Source organism: Streptomyces sp. 796.1 (assembly GCF_047525675.1).
GTDB lineage: Bacteria > Actinomycetota > Actinomycetes > Streptomycetales > Streptomycetaceae > Streptomyces.
This window is the reverse complement of sequence record NZ_JBLIWA010000035.1, coordinates 40,943-55,895: the sequence shown is the minus strand read 5'-3', so window position 1 is coordinate 55,895 and position 14,953 is coordinate 40,943. Positions and strand designations below refer to the sequence as shown.

The 14,953-nt window shown below is 69.0% G+C and carries 10 protein-coding genes; 4 read left to right on the top strand and 6 right to left on the bottom strand.

Annotated features, from left to right (window positions below; all coding sequences use genetic code 11):
* Nucleotides 1-5: 5 nt before the first annotated feature.
* From ACMA1D_RS22740 to ACMA1D_RS22730, 3 genes are read right to left on the bottom strand one after another with little or no spacing between them, the layout of a single operon-like run.
* Complete coding sequence (locus ACMA1D_RS22740) at nucleotides 6-3,515, bottom strand: hypothetical protein (RefSeq protein WP_414725854.1); 3,510 nt, start codon at nucleotides 3,513-3,515, stop codon at nucleotides 6-8.
* A complete protein-coding gene (locus tag ACMA1D_RS22735) occupies nucleotides 3,508-4,653 on the bottom strand; it encodes a hypothetical protein (RefSeq protein WP_414725853.1) in 1,146 nt (381 codons plus the stop codon). Before ACMA1D_RS22735 ends, ACMA1D_RS22740 begins: the two co-directional genes overlap by 8 nt.
* Complete coding sequence (locus tag ACMA1D_RS22730; RefSeq protein ID WP_414725878.1) at nucleotides 4,650-5,915, bottom strand: PD-(D/E)XK nuclease family protein; 1,266 nt, start codon at nucleotides 5,913-5,915, stop codon at nucleotides 4,650-4,652. Before ACMA1D_RS22730 ends, ACMA1D_RS22735 begins: the two co-directional genes overlap by 4 nt.
* 336 nt (nucleotides 5,916-6,251) lie before the next feature.
* Between ACMA1D_RS22730 and ACMA1D_RS22725 the strand changes: the two genes are divergently transcribed.
* Entirely contained in the window at nucleotides 6,252-7,154 is a 903-nt protein-coding gene (locus ACMA1D_RS22725) for a serine/threonine protein kinase (protein WP_414725852.1), read from the top strand.
* Between the two features lie 30 nt (nucleotides 7,155-7,184).
* Here the strand turns inward: ACMA1D_RS22725 and ACMA1D_RS22720 are convergent, their stop codons facing one another.
* Entirely contained in the window at nucleotides 7,185-9,944 is a 2,760-nt protein-coding gene (locus tag ACMA1D_RS22720) for a tetratricopeptide repeat protein (protein ID WP_414725851.1), read from the bottom strand.
* 705 nt (nucleotides 9,945-10,649) lie between these two features.
* Here ACMA1D_RS22720 and ACMA1D_RS22715 point away from each other — a divergent pair.
* From ACMA1D_RS22715 to ACMA1D_RS22705, 3 genes are all read left to right on the top strand, one after another.
* Nucleotides 10,650-11,417: a hypothetical protein gene (locus tag ACMA1D_RS22715; RefSeq protein WP_414725850.1), complete on the top strand. Its 768-nt coding sequence runs from the start codon at nucleotides 10,650-10,652 to the stop codon at nucleotides 11,415-11,417.
* A 35-nt stretch (nucleotides 11,418-11,452) separates the two neighbouring features.
* Nucleotides 11,453-11,689, top strand: a complete 237-nt coding sequence (locus ACMA1D_RS22710; RefSeq protein ID WP_414725877.1) for a helix-turn-helix domain-containing protein — start codon at nucleotides 11,453-11,455, stop codon at nucleotides 11,687-11,689.
* A gap of 370 nt (nucleotides 11,690-12,059) precedes the next feature.
* Nucleotides 12,060-12,470, top strand: coding sequence for a hypothetical protein (locus tag ACMA1D_RS22705; RefSeq protein WP_414725849.1), 411 nt, complete (start codon nucleotides 12,060-12,062; stop codon nucleotides 12,468-12,470).
* Nucleotides 12,471-13,025: 555 nt separating this feature from the next.
* Here ACMA1D_RS22705 and ACMA1D_RS22700 read toward each other — a convergent pair.
* Nucleotides 13,026-13,367, bottom strand: coding sequence for a Fic family protein (locus ACMA1D_RS22700; RefSeq protein WP_414725848.1), 342 nt, complete (start codon nucleotides 13,365-13,367; stop codon nucleotides 13,026-13,028).
* 161 nt (nucleotides 13,368-13,528) lie between these two features.
* Nucleotides 13,529-14,890: a class I SAM-dependent RNA methyltransferase gene (locus ACMA1D_RS22695; protein ID WP_414725876.1), complete on the bottom strand. Its 1,362-nt coding sequence runs from the start codon at nucleotides 14,888-14,890 to the stop codon at nucleotides 13,529-13,531.
* Nucleotides 14,891-14,953 lie beyond the last annotated feature (63 nt).

Here is a 14,953-nt window from a genome sequence, read left to right as displayed (position 1 = left end):
GGTACTTATGGGTGGGCGGGTGCTGCGGCAAGCAGGCGGGTGAGCATGCTGCGCAGTGGCGCGTACAGGGCGCGGACGATGAACTGCTCCTCCGCGGTCGTCGTGCCGCCGTCGAAATACGGGTCCAGGACGGCGAGGACGCTGTGCAGCAGACTGGATTCGGGGGTGTCGGGCCGCGCCGGTACGGCGCCGCGGTTGGGGGCGAAGGCGGCGTCGACGAAGACCACCCGGGCCGGTACGCCACCGCGTACAAGTCGCCCGATCACCTGCCACAACAGGACCAGCATGTCCCAGGTGACCTGTTCCCGTACGTCGTCGTCGAGACGGCTCCACGCCATCGAACGGGCGAGTACCTGGTACCAGTACGAACGGGCGAGGCGGCGGAACTCCTCCGCTCCTTCCTCGACGGTGGGTTTTCCTTGGATCAGGGTGGCGAAGTCACCGCCGGTGACGGCACGGACGACCCAGTCATTGATGGCATCGACGGCCAGGTGGAGGTCCTCTGGGTGCGGATGGGGCCGTGCCAGGAAGTAGACCGTGCCGATGGCCGCCTCGTCGTCCTCGTTGAGGATGTTGTGGCCGCGTTCCAGCGCGAGCAGGGGCGCCACCAGGATGTCCGCATCGAGGTCCTTCAGGTGCTCGACGTCGCCCCGGCGCAGTGATCGGGCGTGGTAGGCGGACGGCGCCTCGTCCTCCGCGGTGATTTCCTCGTCGTCCGACACCAGGCACAGCACCTTGTTGCGCCAGCGGACGTTGAGGTTGTGCAGTGTGTCGGCCACCACACGTGCCTCGGCATAGCTGCCGACCAGCAGAAGGATCTGGTCGCGCCCTGGAGGAAGAGAGAGCAACTCCTGCTGGAGCGGACCACCTTCAGTGACCTCGTACTCGTCTCCGCCCTCACCTAGATGGCACGCGATGCGGCGCAGCTTCTCCGGGCGGTCGTCCGGATGGGTTCCCGACATGCGCAGTTTCTCGTCGCCGTCGTCGATGAACTCGAAGCGCATGGAGCTCTCGTTGGCGATGCGTTCGGTCACCTCGGCCGGCGGTTCGATGACCACACCGACCGGGACGCAGACGTGGTAGCGGCTGGACGCGCCCGCCCAGCTGCTGCCCGACATGAGCAGCAAGTGAGCACCGGGCCTGCCGTCGACGGAGGTGAGGTCGGGGATGGCGCGCAGCAGCTCACGTCCGACGCCGCTGCACCGGAAGAAGGTCAGTTCGCCACTGCGGACTCCGCCCTTGTCCTCACCTGGGACCTGGAACTGGAAGCCGAGCACATTGCCCATCGGGGCCTCGGGCACCATCGGGCCGTAGTCGAGCGGCCGGCGGTACATCGTGTTGAAGCCCAGGCTGAGGGCCGCCTCGACGCGGGACCACATGGCGTTGATCATGGCGAGCCGTGGTTCCAGGGCGCTGAGCAACAGTGTGAACTCGAACCGCTCCGCGAGTTGCTTCCGCCATTCCTCGGGAGCCTGGGGCGGAGGCTTGGGCTTCCTGCGGCGTCCGCGCTTCTTCTCTTGTTCCTCCGCCTCGCGCCGCCACTCGTCGTACGCCTCTTGGTACTTCCGCTGCCGGGCAGCCATGTACTTCGGGTCGATGGCGAAGACCTCGTCCATGACCTCGGTGAGGCGGCGCCGGGTGTTCTCCGGATTGCCGGTGTGGAGCAGCTCGTTGAGGAGGGCGGTCAGCCGGCTGAAGTCCTCCTCCGTCCTACGGTGACGGTCACCGAACGGGTTGTCCCGGAACGCGTCGAGCAGTTTCCCGAGAGCCTCGCGGGGGGCATGGTGAGGGTGGTCCCGACCGCTGCCGTCGGGGAGTTCGTAGCGTTCGTCGAGGAGCCCCAGCTGGAGAGTCCAGGCACTGAAGTAGCCCGTCCGCACCCACTTGCGCAGCTCGTACCCAGCGACGAGCATCGCGTACAGCCGGTCGGTGGCCGCGCCTGCGGTGTTGAGGGCGGCGGCGAAGGTCTCAACGTCCCGTTCGGAGAGCTGGGTGCGTCCGCCGGCCGCGAGTTCCCGGATCTTGTGCCGGCTCAGCTGGTCGATGAGGCCCTTGTCCTCGTCGCTGGCGAGGACCACGGCGGGTGCGAAAGTCCGGTCGAGCTGCATCTGGACACGGTCGGCCTCGTCGATGATCACGAGGTCACTACGGCGGCAGGCGAGTTCGAGGAAGCGGATGCGCTCGCCGTTCTGAGGGCGGGGCGGCGAGGCGTCGATCAGCCCGGCCGGGGTGGCCACCCAGATCGAGGCATCGACCAGCGTGCGGGCTCCGTAGTGACGGGGGCAGGCGGACCAGTACGGGCAGCTTGTCACCCGCTTCTGCCACTCGGAGTGCCGTCTGTCGTTCGGGGTACGGCGCAGGGCCGACGGGGGTCGGAGCCCGGAGCAGGGTGCCTCGCCGTAGGCGAGTGGTTCGGTCGTCGATGTGGCGCCCTGCCGTCTGACGTTGAGCAGGCATGACGTGCCGAGGTAGGCGAAGGCGGGGTCGTCGTGGGCGAGCAGTCGGTGCTCGCCCCGGCCCGCCAGCCGGCGGTGCAGTCGCTGGGCGTGCCGCTCGCGGCCGGAGGAGCCGAGCACGGGTGCGGCGGCGCCGTCGGTGTAGAGGTCGTAGAGCCGGACGAGCTTCAACACCTCCGCGACATCGGTGACGACGACGGTGGTGCGCTTGCCCAGCTTGGCGAGATGGACGGCGATGATGTCGCGCAGTGTGCTCTTGCCAGCGCCGACGATGCCGAGCAGGTGCTGGATGCCGTCGATCGTGAAGGTGAAATTCTCGTCCTTCCTCGCCTTGTGGAAGATTCCGTTCTCCTTGGTGGACAGGTCGAACGACCGTAACCGCTCCAGCCACCGTGGTGCCCGGCCCTTGCCGGAGCGAGCGTGCTGGGCGTCCATCTCCGCCGCCGTGCGTTCCAGGTCTTCCCTGGTGAAGATCAAGGGCTTGCCGCCACCGGCCGGTTCCAGGTCCATGTCGTGGGCGACGAGGGGGATGTGGGGGACCGGCGGCAGGTCGACGACGGCCATGGTGCGACTGACGGGGAAGGCGTGCGGGCCCTGACCCGCGACCGGCAGCCGCTTGCCCGCCAGCGGCGGTGCGGCACGCAGCAGTTGTTCGTAGACAGAGCAGCGGTCGCCGGCGACGGAGAGGTCTCGGCGGGCAACGGGTGTCTCGGCGTCCGGTACATCGTAGGCGCGCACCCTGGGGTCGAACCTCTGGTAGGTGTCCAGCGCCTCGAGCCAGGTACGGCTCCGGCGCAGCGTCCACAGCGAGTACCTGGCGATACGCAGGGTCTTCGCCGCATCGGATGGCAGCGGTGCCCGGTGCGCCTCGGCGAACCCGTACCCGCTGAACAGCACCCAGGCGCTGCCCGCGGGGCTACCCGGCATCATCTTCTGCTGGAGGTACAGGCCCAGTTCGACCTGGCAGAGGGCCTCCAGCGCGGGCTGAGGCACGGAGGGCCCCAGAAATGCTTTGAGCGCGTTGAACACGTCGGTCAGGGGCGGGGTGAGACTACGCATCGTCCTTCTCCTCTCGCCGGGCCTGCCCCAGGTCAGGCACGAGGTCCATGGGCGTGGTGAGCACCAGCCGGTCCCGCAGGAGCGCGGGAAGGGCGTCGGTGAAGGCCTGCCGGTAGCCGTCCCGTCCGGCGAGCGTGTTGGGGGTCACGACGAGGGTGCGGTCCGCGAGGGGTGTGTTGTCGGTGAAATGGGCTGCGAGGAGCGCCGGCTGCAGGCGGTCGTACACCTGGATGTCCACGATGCGGGGGCCGGTGTCCCAGAGCCGGTAGGCGGGCAGAAGACCGGGCAGGGTCTCGTACGCGACTTCGGCGCGCTCCAGTTCCTCCCGGACGGCTTCGTCGGTGCGGTGCGGCAGTACGAGGTACCACCGCAGCGAGCGCTGCAGGATCCACGCCTGGTCCGGCTCACGGATGAGCCGCGGAGGGGCGTCGCGCGGGCAGTTCTCCCCCTCGCACCAGACTTCCGCGCCGGTACCGGACGGTCCGGGTACGAACACGGCACTGTCCCGGGGCAGCGCGGGGAGCCTGCACGAGGGGCAGTACAGGAAGTCTCCGTCGACGAGCAGGAACTCGGGCAACGGACCGTAGAGGTTCTTGACCCGCCTCCAGACCGCCCTGTTCCAACCCGGCGCGAAGCGGTCCTGCTGGTGGACGACCGGGTGACGCGCCAGGAACGCCCGGCACTGCTGGTAGTACTCTTCCGTTCCACTCCGTGCGTGCAGGTCCCTGAGGAGCGCGCGGGCGTGTGCCGCCACGCCTCCACCCGGTCCGTGCGAGGCCACCTCGAGACACGATCGGGTCGGCAACCGGCCGACCCGGTGCACCAACGTGGTGCCCGGCGAGATCAGGGAGGAGGGGACCGCGAAGAGTGAGTGGTCGGACGGCCTGGTCCGGCACCACTCCCACAGCTCCGGAAGACTCCTCGGCGGCGGCTCCCCTGCTTCGAGGCAGCGCATCACCGTGTGATCCAGCGCCCGCTGGGCGAGGCCGGGATAGGGCAGGGTGAAGGAGCGGAGCCCTTGGACCTCGGAGAGAGCCACCACCATGCGGGCGAGTTCGCCGAAGAAGTCGCTGCCCACGCCCTCGGGCGCCTCGCCGGCGTCCGGCCGATTGGCCCGGCCGGCCGACCCCGCCCTCATGCCGCGGCCTCGCTGACGGACGACGCCGTGCACCAGCGGGCCACTTCGCACCGCTCGCAGGAGCGTCCGGGCCGGGCCGCGTACTGGTCGTCACCGTGCCAGTTGGCCACCATCGCCCGCAGTACCTTCTCCGCGGTGACCCGATTGGCCGGGGCAAAGGGATCGATGATCTCCAGGTCGGCGCCGCCTGGGCGCAGCACCTCTAGCTCGACCCGGGCACGGAACGGTTCACCGCCCAGGTCACCGCGGGCGATCAACACGACGGCCAGGGCCAACTGCGGATAACGCTCCAGCAGGGGGCGGTCGGACCGCCAGTCGGTGACGGAGGTCTTAGTCTCGCGCCACACCCACGACCCGGCATCCCGGTAGAGCAGGTCGGGCGCGGCCAGGACTACCACGTCGGCGGTGGTGTCGTGCCTCACCACCCGGGGCTCGGTCCGCACATCCGTGCCGCCCCCGACGTATCGCAGCGGGCATACCGCGGCGTGCCGCCGCAACAGCAGGGCGCCGAGTGCGCGTTCATCTGAGGGCAGGTCGAATCCTTGCGGGACCCACTCCTCGGGAACCTCAACCGTGCAGGGCCGAAGCGATCCGTGAGCGTGTCGTTCGGCGAGGCAAGCATGCAAGGCCCGGCCACGCTCGGCCGTCACCTCGCGTTCGACGGAGTCCGCCATGGGCAGGTGCAGTCGGCGCATGTGGTCACGCGCCGGGCAGGCTCGGTAGGCCCGCCCGCTTGTGACCGACCAAGTGCGGCGGGGTCGGTCGTGCGCCTCGATGCCCAGCAGTCCGGGCGCTGTGCGCAGGGCCGGGCACACAGGCAGGTAGGGGCATCCGCCACAGGCTGACCCCGGGCGGTATTCCCGTCCATCCAGTACGCCGGCCAAGGCGGCGGGGCCGTGTTCGCGGTACCGGGCGCGCGCCTCTTCCCGGCTCCCCGCGAAGAGCTCCCGCGTACGGCCGTCGAAGAGCGCGAACTCCACGATCCGTACGTGCTCCGGCAACGGTCCGGGGGCGCCCTCGGCCAGCACCAGGGCGACGACCGCGGTGAAGCCGTCGGGCGGCAAGTCCCGCAGGCGGTGCACGGGCAGACGAAGCTCGCGGTAGGCACCGTCCGAGGAAGCCAGGCAGCGGCCCCACACGGTGAGGCGGTACTCCTGGGCGTCGCGCGGGTCGGGGACAGACAGCCGGTAGCGGTATGTCCAGGACTCGGGAACCTCGTGCAGGGGACGTTCCGGATCGGGGGGGAAGGCCGACTCGTACATCTGCACGCCGTGCTCCGACCAGGTCTGCAGACCGTCGTGCAGGGGCCTGGTACGTGTCCGAGGCGGGCTGCCGGCAGGCTCCGAACGGATGTCGCAGGCAGCCATGAAGGGGCCCAGAGCGAAGTGCTCCAACCTCTCACGGCGGCGCGGTACGGGGTCGGTGGTCTGGTAGCCGCGGGTCTTGAGAGCGTCAGCGGCGGGGCATCGGAACTCTCCCCCCTTGAACATTCCGGCGGATACCGTGATGACTTCGGAGGTGCGGGTCACCCCGTCAGGGGGCAGCCATGGCTGTGACATTTCATGCTCCATTCCCGTACGGAGGAAAGGTGGATGGCCGTGAGGGAGATCGAGGAGATCGGCGATGTGGAGAGGCGCTACGAAGTGTTGGACATGGTCGGCGACGGCGGCCAAGGCGACCTTTTCCTCGGGCGTGACCGCAACAGGGGACAGAAGGTGGCGTTGAAGCTCCAGAAGGCCCGAGACCTCGGGCCCGAGAGCGATTTCCATTGGGCCGGCAATGAACTCCTCAAAGAGGGATCACGCATGATGATGCTGACGGGAATCCAGGCGATTCCCGAAGTCATCGCCACGGGGACACACCGGCGACGCCGGTGCCTGGTCATGGAATTTGTCGAAGGGCACCAACTGCAGAAAGTCCTGTCGGCGGCCCTGCCCGTTAAGAATCCTGGGACCATTGCGGCCACCATCGGTCAGCTGTGCGAAATTCTGGCAGAAGTCCACGACCGGAATCTGGTGCACTGCGATCTCAAGCCCGAGAACGTCATCGTGCAGCCAGACGGCCGTCTCCGGCTCATTGACATGGGCCACGCGGTCGTGGCGGATCAGGAGACGGAATACGCACGCGGCACGCGCGGCTGGGCCTCCCCCGAGCAGTCCGACGCGTGCCCGTCAGGCTTGACGCGGCAAGCGGACATCTTCGCACTCGGCTGCATTCTGCTGGAGATGACCGTGATGCGCCTGCCCTACGGCGGGCAGGACGAGCGGGCGGAAGAGGGCACCCCGGTGCTGCCGGCCGACCGGCTCGCCAAACTACCCCCGGAGTTCGCCTCCCTGGCGCTGTGGATGGTCCGGTGGAAGGCGACGGAGCGCCCCGCGGATGTCCGTGAAGTGTTCGATCAGCTCCGCTGCTTCCTACCTCAGCTCGGCTCGCAACGGCCATCGAAGCCCCTGCGCCCGGACCCGACCGAGTACTATCGCGCACATCCGCCCCGGCTTTGACAGTAATCCGACGGCCGCCGCCCGGGCGGGTCACCTCAGCGCTTCCAGCCGCTCCCGGACCTCCCGCACCCCCTCACCGTGCATCAGCTCACGCAGCACGATGACTCTCTCCAGCTCCCGCACCGCCGCGTCGGTGTCGCCGACGGACACCAGGACGTCAGCGAAGAGCATCCGTACCTTGTCCTCGTTGGGCCAGTTCTCCTGTTCGCGGTAGATGTCGGAGGCCTGCCGGTACAGGGTGATGGCCTCGTCCCGTTCAGAACGGGCCAGGTGCACTTTGGCCAGGGTGAACAGCACATCGGCCAGACCGCTGCGCTCTGTCGTGCACTCCACCACGCCCAGAGCGTCGGCGCACCGACGGAGCGCCCGCTCGTGCTCGCCCCGGTCTAGGTGGATCGCGCCGAGGACGTTCAAAACCGCCGCTTTCCCGACCCGGTCGGACACCTCCCGACACAACTCCAGTGCTCGGCGGAGCACTTCTTCCGCTCCCGTCAAGTCGTCCTGCTTGCGCAGGGTGAGCCCGAGCCGGTGCAGCGTACGGGCCAGACTCAGCCGGCCTTCCGTGCTGCGGTCCTTCTCGCTGAGCCAGACGGCCCTGCGCAGGGCGCCCACCGCCAAGTCGTACTCACTGAGCCGCCAGTGGGTCCCTGCCAGTGACCGGTGGACCATGGCGCAATCGACTGGACCAGCGACGGCCTCCACCGCCTCGGCGGCGTACCGGAGGTTCTGCCGCGCATCATCGAGCAGGCGACGGCGCCACTGGTAGATGACTAGGGCCATCGGAAGCAGCCATATGTACCGGTCGATACGCCGTTTGATTGCCAAGTGAATGCCTCGCTGGACGGTGGCGTACTCCTCGTCCAGGAACGCCATCGCCTCCGCAAGGTCCGCAGGGTCGGTGACCCTGACCGCTCCGGGCTCGCCGGTGGGCAGGGTGCGCTCGCGGTCGAGCACCCGGTCGCAGGCGCGGACGTTGTGCAGCTGGTGTTCCAACACCTGTCGTACGGTGGCCTGCTCGATCTCCGCGTTCTCTCCGTCCGGCACCGGCCGCACGTGCCGAAGGGCGAAGGCCCGCACGAGGTCGTGCAGCCCGTAGCGGTCGCCGTGATGTTCCACCAGGTTCGCAGCCACGAGGTCCACCAGGGCCCGGTCGGTGCGGGTACCTTCATCCACTGCCCGCCCCAGATCCATCACCGCCTCCCAGGAAGCGCTGGGCCCGGGATGGACGGCGAGCTGCCACAGCAGCAGCCGGGCTTCCTCATTCAGCACGCGCACGGAGCAGTTGAGCGCGGCGCGGACCGACAGTTCGTGCTCGGGCAGGTCCAGGGTGTCCAGCCTCGCCCGCTCCAACTCCTTCTCCATCTCCCGTACCAGGGCAGGGAGGGTATGCAGCGGACGCGCACCCATCTCCAAGAGCCGGGCCACCACCACGAGGGCCAACGGCAGCCGACCGCAGAGGTGGACCAGCTTGCTGAAGGGCACGGCGTGCTTGGCCCGGTCCCCGGCCGACACCTTCTCCTGGAGCACCTCCAGGGCGTCCGCCTCGCGCAGCGGCTCCATCTTGCGGAACAGCACCTTTCTCTCGGACTGCAGCCGCAAGAGGTCATTACGACTGGTGACGATCACGGCGCAGGTACCGTCTCCGGGAAGCAGCGGCAGCACCTGCTGGGCGCTGAGCGCGTCGTCGAGGACGATGAGCACCGACCGGTGGGCCAGCGCCGACCGCAGCGCGTTGCTCTTGCTCTCCGTTCCGGTCACCGTGGTGTAGGGCGGCAGCACGGCCAGAAAGCCGTCTAGGACCTCGTCCGGTTCGGCGGGCCGCACATCTCCGTCGGCGAATCCGTTCAGTTCGCCGCGCAGCACCCCGTCGGGAAACCGCTCCCGCAGCCGACCGGCGAGGTTCTCGGCCACCGTGGTCTTCCCGACGCCCGCCATGCCGCTGATCAGGACCAGCGCCAGATTGCCGGCGTCCTGTTCGTCACACACGGCCTCGAAGAGGTCACCGATCAGCTCGTCCTGCCCGATCGGCTTGCGCCTGCCGCCGGGCAACTGGTCGGGAACAGGGGGCAGGAGCGCCCCGCCCGGCCGGCGGCCCTCTCCCCGGACTTGGTCGATGGCGCTCTGTACATCGACGTCCGCTCTTCCGTTGCGCTTCTCCCACTTCTTGATGAGCCGCTCACGTCGGGACTCCGGCAAGTCTGCGTGGGCGAGTAGGTAGAATCGGAAGATCTGAGGTAGTTCCGGCGCGCGCTCGAACCATTTCTCCGTCTCCTCGCGCAGCCATTTGACCTCCCTAGACTTGTGGGCTGCGTCCAGTCGCGCGTACACGGCGGCCATCAACTCGGCCCTTAGCTCCTCCCGACGCAAGAGGAAGCCGGCCTCGGACAGTCCGTGGAGCGGTTCGTCCTCGCCGTCCCACTCCTCCAAGGCCGCGCCGAGCAGCTCGAACTGCGCTTTGCAGGTCAGTCCCTCAGCCTGCCTCACCTTTTCGCGAAAACGGAGCAGGTCGACGTCACCCACCGGCACACGGAGCGTGCAGTAACCCGACTTGCCGCTATGGGGCACGAACTCCTGGCCCAGCCGCTTCCGCAGGTCGGCGACGACGCGGTTAACCAGATCGCCGACATCCTCAACGCCCTCCCAGAGGACTTCGGCGATGTCCTTCCTCTTACATCGGCAGTCTGGCGAGGTCACCAGGAGCGCGAACAGGGCCGCCACCTTCGACCCTTCGACCACCCTCCTGCCGCCGCCCCCTTCGGCTCGCACCGGGCCCAGCACGTACCCCTCCATCGCCTCCCCCTCACCGCGCCGCAGCCGGTGATCCGGCCCCTCGCCGGCGCTCCTTCATCCGTGCGCCGCGCCGTGCCGCTTCACACGCGCTTGCTTCTTCACGCCCCCCCGGGGGCTCAGTTATCCCTCAGTTTTCGCTCTGCGGCCCCGCTTCGCCCCCGGGCACGATGGCACCAGCCGCTCGCAGAAGCACGAAACGGCGGCTTAGTCATCCATCGACTCATCAGAGAGGAACCGCGAACCCGATGAACAGCCGTCAGCGCAACCGCCGGGCAGCCCGTCTGCGCCAGTCTCCCGACTGGCCGCCGAGCCGCCGCCGGCGAGCGGTCGTCCGGACCGAGGACCCCACCCCGGCGACCCCGCCCACCGAGGCGCCGGACAACTCGTCTTCCGAGACCGCCTGAGCTCAACAGTTCGTGGGTGCCCGTTCTGTACGGGCACCCACCAGCCTCGCGGACTTCGTCACCAGCGAGCTCGCGGCCTGGCTGCCGCGCTTGCTACACGCTCGCGGCCAAAGACGGCGTTACCTGGTCGAGAAGACCACTACCGCATGCTCACGCATCAAAGTGAGGCTGGTGGGACTCACCTCCGCTTGACACGGATATGAGGCCGTACGCCCCCACAGGACCCACCTCGTCAAACATCTCGGTATCTCCAGCACCTCCGGACTCGGGTTTCCACAGTTCGAAGAGAGGACCTTTCCTGATGTATCCACTGCACAGCAGTGCGTTCGCCTCGGTGAGGCGGCACTTCGACGATCCCCGGACCAGTGACGCGGTCTTCGTGTTCGTCCCCACGGACGCCGACGAGGCTGATCCGGTCCGACTGACCGCCGCCGAGACGCACGAGGCCTTGTACGGCCCCGGCTCCGACCCGCAGTTCGCCACCACGATCTGGAAGGAGGTCATCCGTACGGCGCAGAGCGACCTGACTCCAGACAGCACGGGGAAACTCCTGGCGATCTGGCTGGCCCTGCCCCGGTTGACCGGGACGGTCCACCGGGTCTGCACTCGCCTGCGGGCCGACCGGTCGGACGTGGAGGCCGAGATGGTCCTGGCTCTCCTGGAGAAGCTGGCGGATCGGGACGGCGCGAGCTGTCTCACCGACTCCTCCCTGCTGCACGCGGCGCGCGCCAGGGCGTGGCATCTCGCCCGGGAAGGGCTGCGGGAGCTTCCCTCCACCCAGATCGAACGCATCACCGAGGAGCGCGCTCTCGCTGCGTCCGGCGAAGAGGCGGATGCTCCGGTGGCGGAGCGCCTGGACGTACGGGTCGACCGTCCAGACGGCCCGGACGGGCTGTGCGCACCGCTGCGTTTCCGGGTGCGCCCGGACCATCTACGCCGACAGGGAATCTTCATCGACACCAACGACGGGTCACAAGACCGTTCGGCGGGTCACAGCCCCGGGAGGAGGCGACGGCCCGGGCGCCGCGCGGATACCCGGCCGGTCCGCCCTGCGGGGAGGCGAGGGTGAAGGACCCGACAGAGGGCCGCCTCAGTTTCACGGAGATGTTCGACCTGCCCGTCGCAGTGGACCTGCGCACGGCGGCACGAGCACTCGGAATCGGCTCGACGACCGCGTACCGGCTGATCCGCGAGCACCAGTTCCCCTGCCCCGTCCTCCGCATCGGACGTAGGTACAGGATTCCGACCAACGAGCTGATGCGCGCCCTAGGCATCGAGGACCGCCCGCTGTACAGCGTGGACCCGGAAGAGGACACGGACAATCCAAGCGTCGGCTTCTGACGGTAACCAACGTACGGCTCCGTGGCATTGGCCACGGAGCCGCACGGCCCTGCCTGCTACGACGGGCCGTTCGCCGCGACGTGCGCCGCGCGGTTCTCCACGGCTTCCTGGCAATCGGAGGGCGAAGGGATGCCCTCCCTTCGCCGAGCGGTTCGGCGGCCGATAGCCCGCGCGTCGGCCAGTTCGTGAACCCGCTGGCGATCACCGACTCGAGTTACGGCGAGCGCGCCCGTCAACCCCGAACCTGCCGGTGAGCCGTCGACGCACGCTTCGGCGCCCGCGTCATGATCGCCGCGCCCGGCCGGGGCGCGGCTCTGAACGACCCAGCGGCCCAGCCCTATGCACCGCTCGCCACGACCGCCTTCGCGAGGTGACCCCGAAGGTCCTCGTCGTCGTGGGCACGAAGGACTGGCACCCACCCAATCTTCCCGACCGGCAGGGCCGGGGAAGCGACGCCTACACGGCGTCCTACGCACCGAAGACCAGGATGGACAACTTCGACGACGCGGAGCACGAGCTGGGCGGCATCCCGGCCTTCGACGCTGCCGAGGCCACCGACGAGAACCACGACTGTCTCACCGCCGCACGAGCCCTCGTCCGGGCGCGCCTGCGCGCCCGAGTTGCGCCCGCAGGAACCGGACCGGTACCGGGCCACCGCGGTTCGCGCATCAGCTCCCACTGCTCCCTGTCCCGCTTCATGAAGCCGTCGGGCGTGTCGCCGTGCTCTGGCGCCTTCAGTTCCAGGAAGCCGGTGATGCGTCCCGGTGTCTCCACCGCGTAGTCCGGACGCACCAGGGCTTTGGGCAAGGGATACTCAGGATCAAGGCGAGGCCTCAACTTCCAGCGCGCCCCGAATCTTCCACGAGCTTCACCACCAGCAGGCTGATGGGCACCTCCGTGCCGCTGACCCGCAGACGCTCCCTGCGCTCGGATCCAGAGTCCGCCACGAAAGCCCGTATCCATTCCTCCGGCACCTTGTCTCTCCAAGCTGTGGACGTGGACGGTGGACACCGCAGACACAGCTTGTTGGAGGCGAGAGGACCGGATCAGTGCGCACGGGGGCCGCGAGGAGCACGGATAGTGGTTCCGTGACCGCTGGGAAGGCCGGGGCGGGTGTTGGTTAGGAAGAGACCGCCGTAGCCAATGTGGACCTTGCGTGCCGCCCAAACGGGAAGACGCGTGGGAGGCCATTCTCGCGCCGAGCGGACCCGCTGCCCCGTCTCGTGAAAGCATACGAATCCACCCGCTGAACGACCGGGTCAGCCCCCCGGCGGAGTGCCAGGAGCCAGCGCCGCTCCCAGAACCTCATTCCGTCCTGTACCCACTACGTCAAACGTCAGGAAACGGGGAGCCAAGCCGACAGGCGCTTGGCAATAGCCAGTACATCGATGCTGTCCTGCGCGACTTCCTCGACAAACGGGCCAGCCACGGAGATGGGAGGCGGGGCGGTACTGGTGCTGACGCCGTTGAACCGCAGGAAGACACGCGTGGCAAGCCAGGCGGTGCGCTTGTTGCCGTCGATCAGCGCGTGATTGCGAGCGACGGAGTGCAGCAGTGCCGCGCTGGCGAGGAGCAGTCGCTCCCCCGAACCGGAGTCCTTGCCCCACGCCAACAGTCCCGGTCTGCGGCCCTGAACCAGAGAGGTCCGAGGTTGAAGCTTCCGATATTCGAGCATCATCCGAGCGTCAAGAATTCTGCATTGCGCACCGCCACGTCGCCGCGAGACCCACGCCGGCCCTTGAACCTGCAGCTCAGAGCGTTCTGCACAAGCGACCTCAGTCGACGCATTCCGCAAGCGAAAACAGGTCGAGCTGACCATCTGAAATGCAAAACCACAGGTCAGGCCCCCTTAGCCACCGGCTCCAAAATCGCCACGCACTCCACATGATGAGTCATCGGAAACACATCAAATGCCCGCAGGAATCGCGGCTTGTACCCCGCCGATGCGAAGTACGCCAGGTCTCGGGCCAGGGCGGCCGGGTCGCAGGCCACGTAGGCGATGCGGCGGGGGGTGAGGCTTGCCAGGTGGGTGACCGTTTGTTTGCCGGCGCCTGAGCGGGGTGGGTCCAGGACGATGATGTCGACCTCGGTGATGCCGGTGCGGGGGAGGACCGATTCGACCTTGCCGTGTTCGATGCGGACCCGGTCCAGGTCGGCCAGGTTGTGGCGGGCGTCTTCGACGGCGCGCTTGCTGGATTCGATGCCGAGGACCGCGCCGCGGTCGCCCACCCGTTCGCCGAGTGCGCCGGCGAACAGGCCGACGCCGCAGTACAGGTCGAGCGCCATGTCGCCCTTGCGCGGGGTCAGGCCCTGCATGACGGCCTCCACCAGCAGGTCGGGGGCCTTGGGGTGGATCTGCCAGAAGCCGCCCGAGCCGACCCGGTAGGTGCGGCCGTCGGCGCGTTCGCGGACGAAGCCGCGGCCGTGGACGCGGTGTACGCCGCCGTCGTTCTCGTCGATCCGCAGCACCGACACCGGGCGGTCGAGCTCCACGATCGGCAGCCTGCCCCCGGGCACCGGCTCCACCAGGACCTGGCGGTCCGAGGAGCCGCTGGCGGCGATCGCCTGCACCTCGGCCACGGCCGGCCAGGTGCGGGCCTCGACGCCGAGTTCGCTGACGCCCGGCGCCGCGATCAGGCAGCGGTCGATGCGCTGGACCTCGTGCGAGCGGTGGCGGCGCAGGCCGGCGTGGCCCTCATCGTCCACCGCGTACTGCACCCGGGTGCGCCACGCCGGCACCTCGCCCTTGGGGAGCTTGTCGCCGGGGGCCGGCTCGACCGTGCCGTTCCAGCCCGCCTCCTGCGGGGTGAGGCCGGCCAGCCTGGCCAGTTGTTCGGTGATCACCTCGACCTTGAGGCGGCGCTGCGCGCCGGGCGCCGCGTGCTGCCAGTCGCAGCCGCCGCACGCGCCGGGGCCGGAGAACGGGCACGGCGCCGGCACCCGGTCCGGCGACGCCGTCAGCACCTCCACGGCGTCCGCCCGCAGGAAGCGGGAGTCCGCGTCGCCCTCGGTGACCTCGGCCACCACCCGCTCCCCCGGCAGGGTGTGTCGGACGAACAGCACCCGCGGGCGCTCCTCGCCCGGCAGCGTGGTGCGGGCCACGCAGTGCCCGCCGTGGGCGACCGGGCCCACCTCCACCTCGTACCGCTCGCCGACCAGCGAGCGGGCCGCGGGCCCGCGCTCCGCGGCCTCGGCCGCCACGCCCTCGCCGGCACCCACAGCGGCACCTGCACCGGCGCCGCCGCTGGTGGCGGCGCCGTTCGC

Bases quoted from the DNA above. Each gene is read 5' to 3' on its own strand.
- ACMA1D_RS22740 (WP_414725854.1), bottom strand. From the start codon at position 3,515: ATGCGTAGTCTCACCCCGCCCCTGACCGACGTGTTCAACGCGCTCAAA.
- ACMA1D_RS22735 (WP_414725853.1), bottom strand. From the start codon at position 4,653: ATGAGGGCGGGGTCGGCCGGCCGGGCCAATCGGCCGGACGCCGGCGAG.
- ACMA1D_RS22730 (WP_414725878.1), bottom strand. From the start codon at position 5,915: ATGTACGAGTCGGCCTTCCCCCCCGATCCGGAACGTCCCCTGCACGAG.
- ACMA1D_RS22720 (WP_414725851.1), bottom strand. From the start codon at position 9,944: ATGGAGGGGTACGTGCTGGGCCCGGTGCGAGCCGAAGGGGGCGGCGGC.
- ACMA1D_RS22715 (WP_414725850.1), top strand. From the start codon at position 10,650: ATGTATCCACTGCACAGCAGTGCGTTCGCCTCGGTGAGGCGGCACTTC.
- ACMA1D_RS22710 (WP_414725877.1), top strand. From the start codon at position 11,453: ATGTTCGACCTGCCCGTCGCAGTGGACCTGCGCACGGCGGCACGAGCA.
- ACMA1D_RS22700 (WP_414725848.1), bottom strand. From the start codon at position 13,367: ATGATGCTCGAATATCGGAAGCTTCAACCTCGGACCTCTCTGGTTCAG.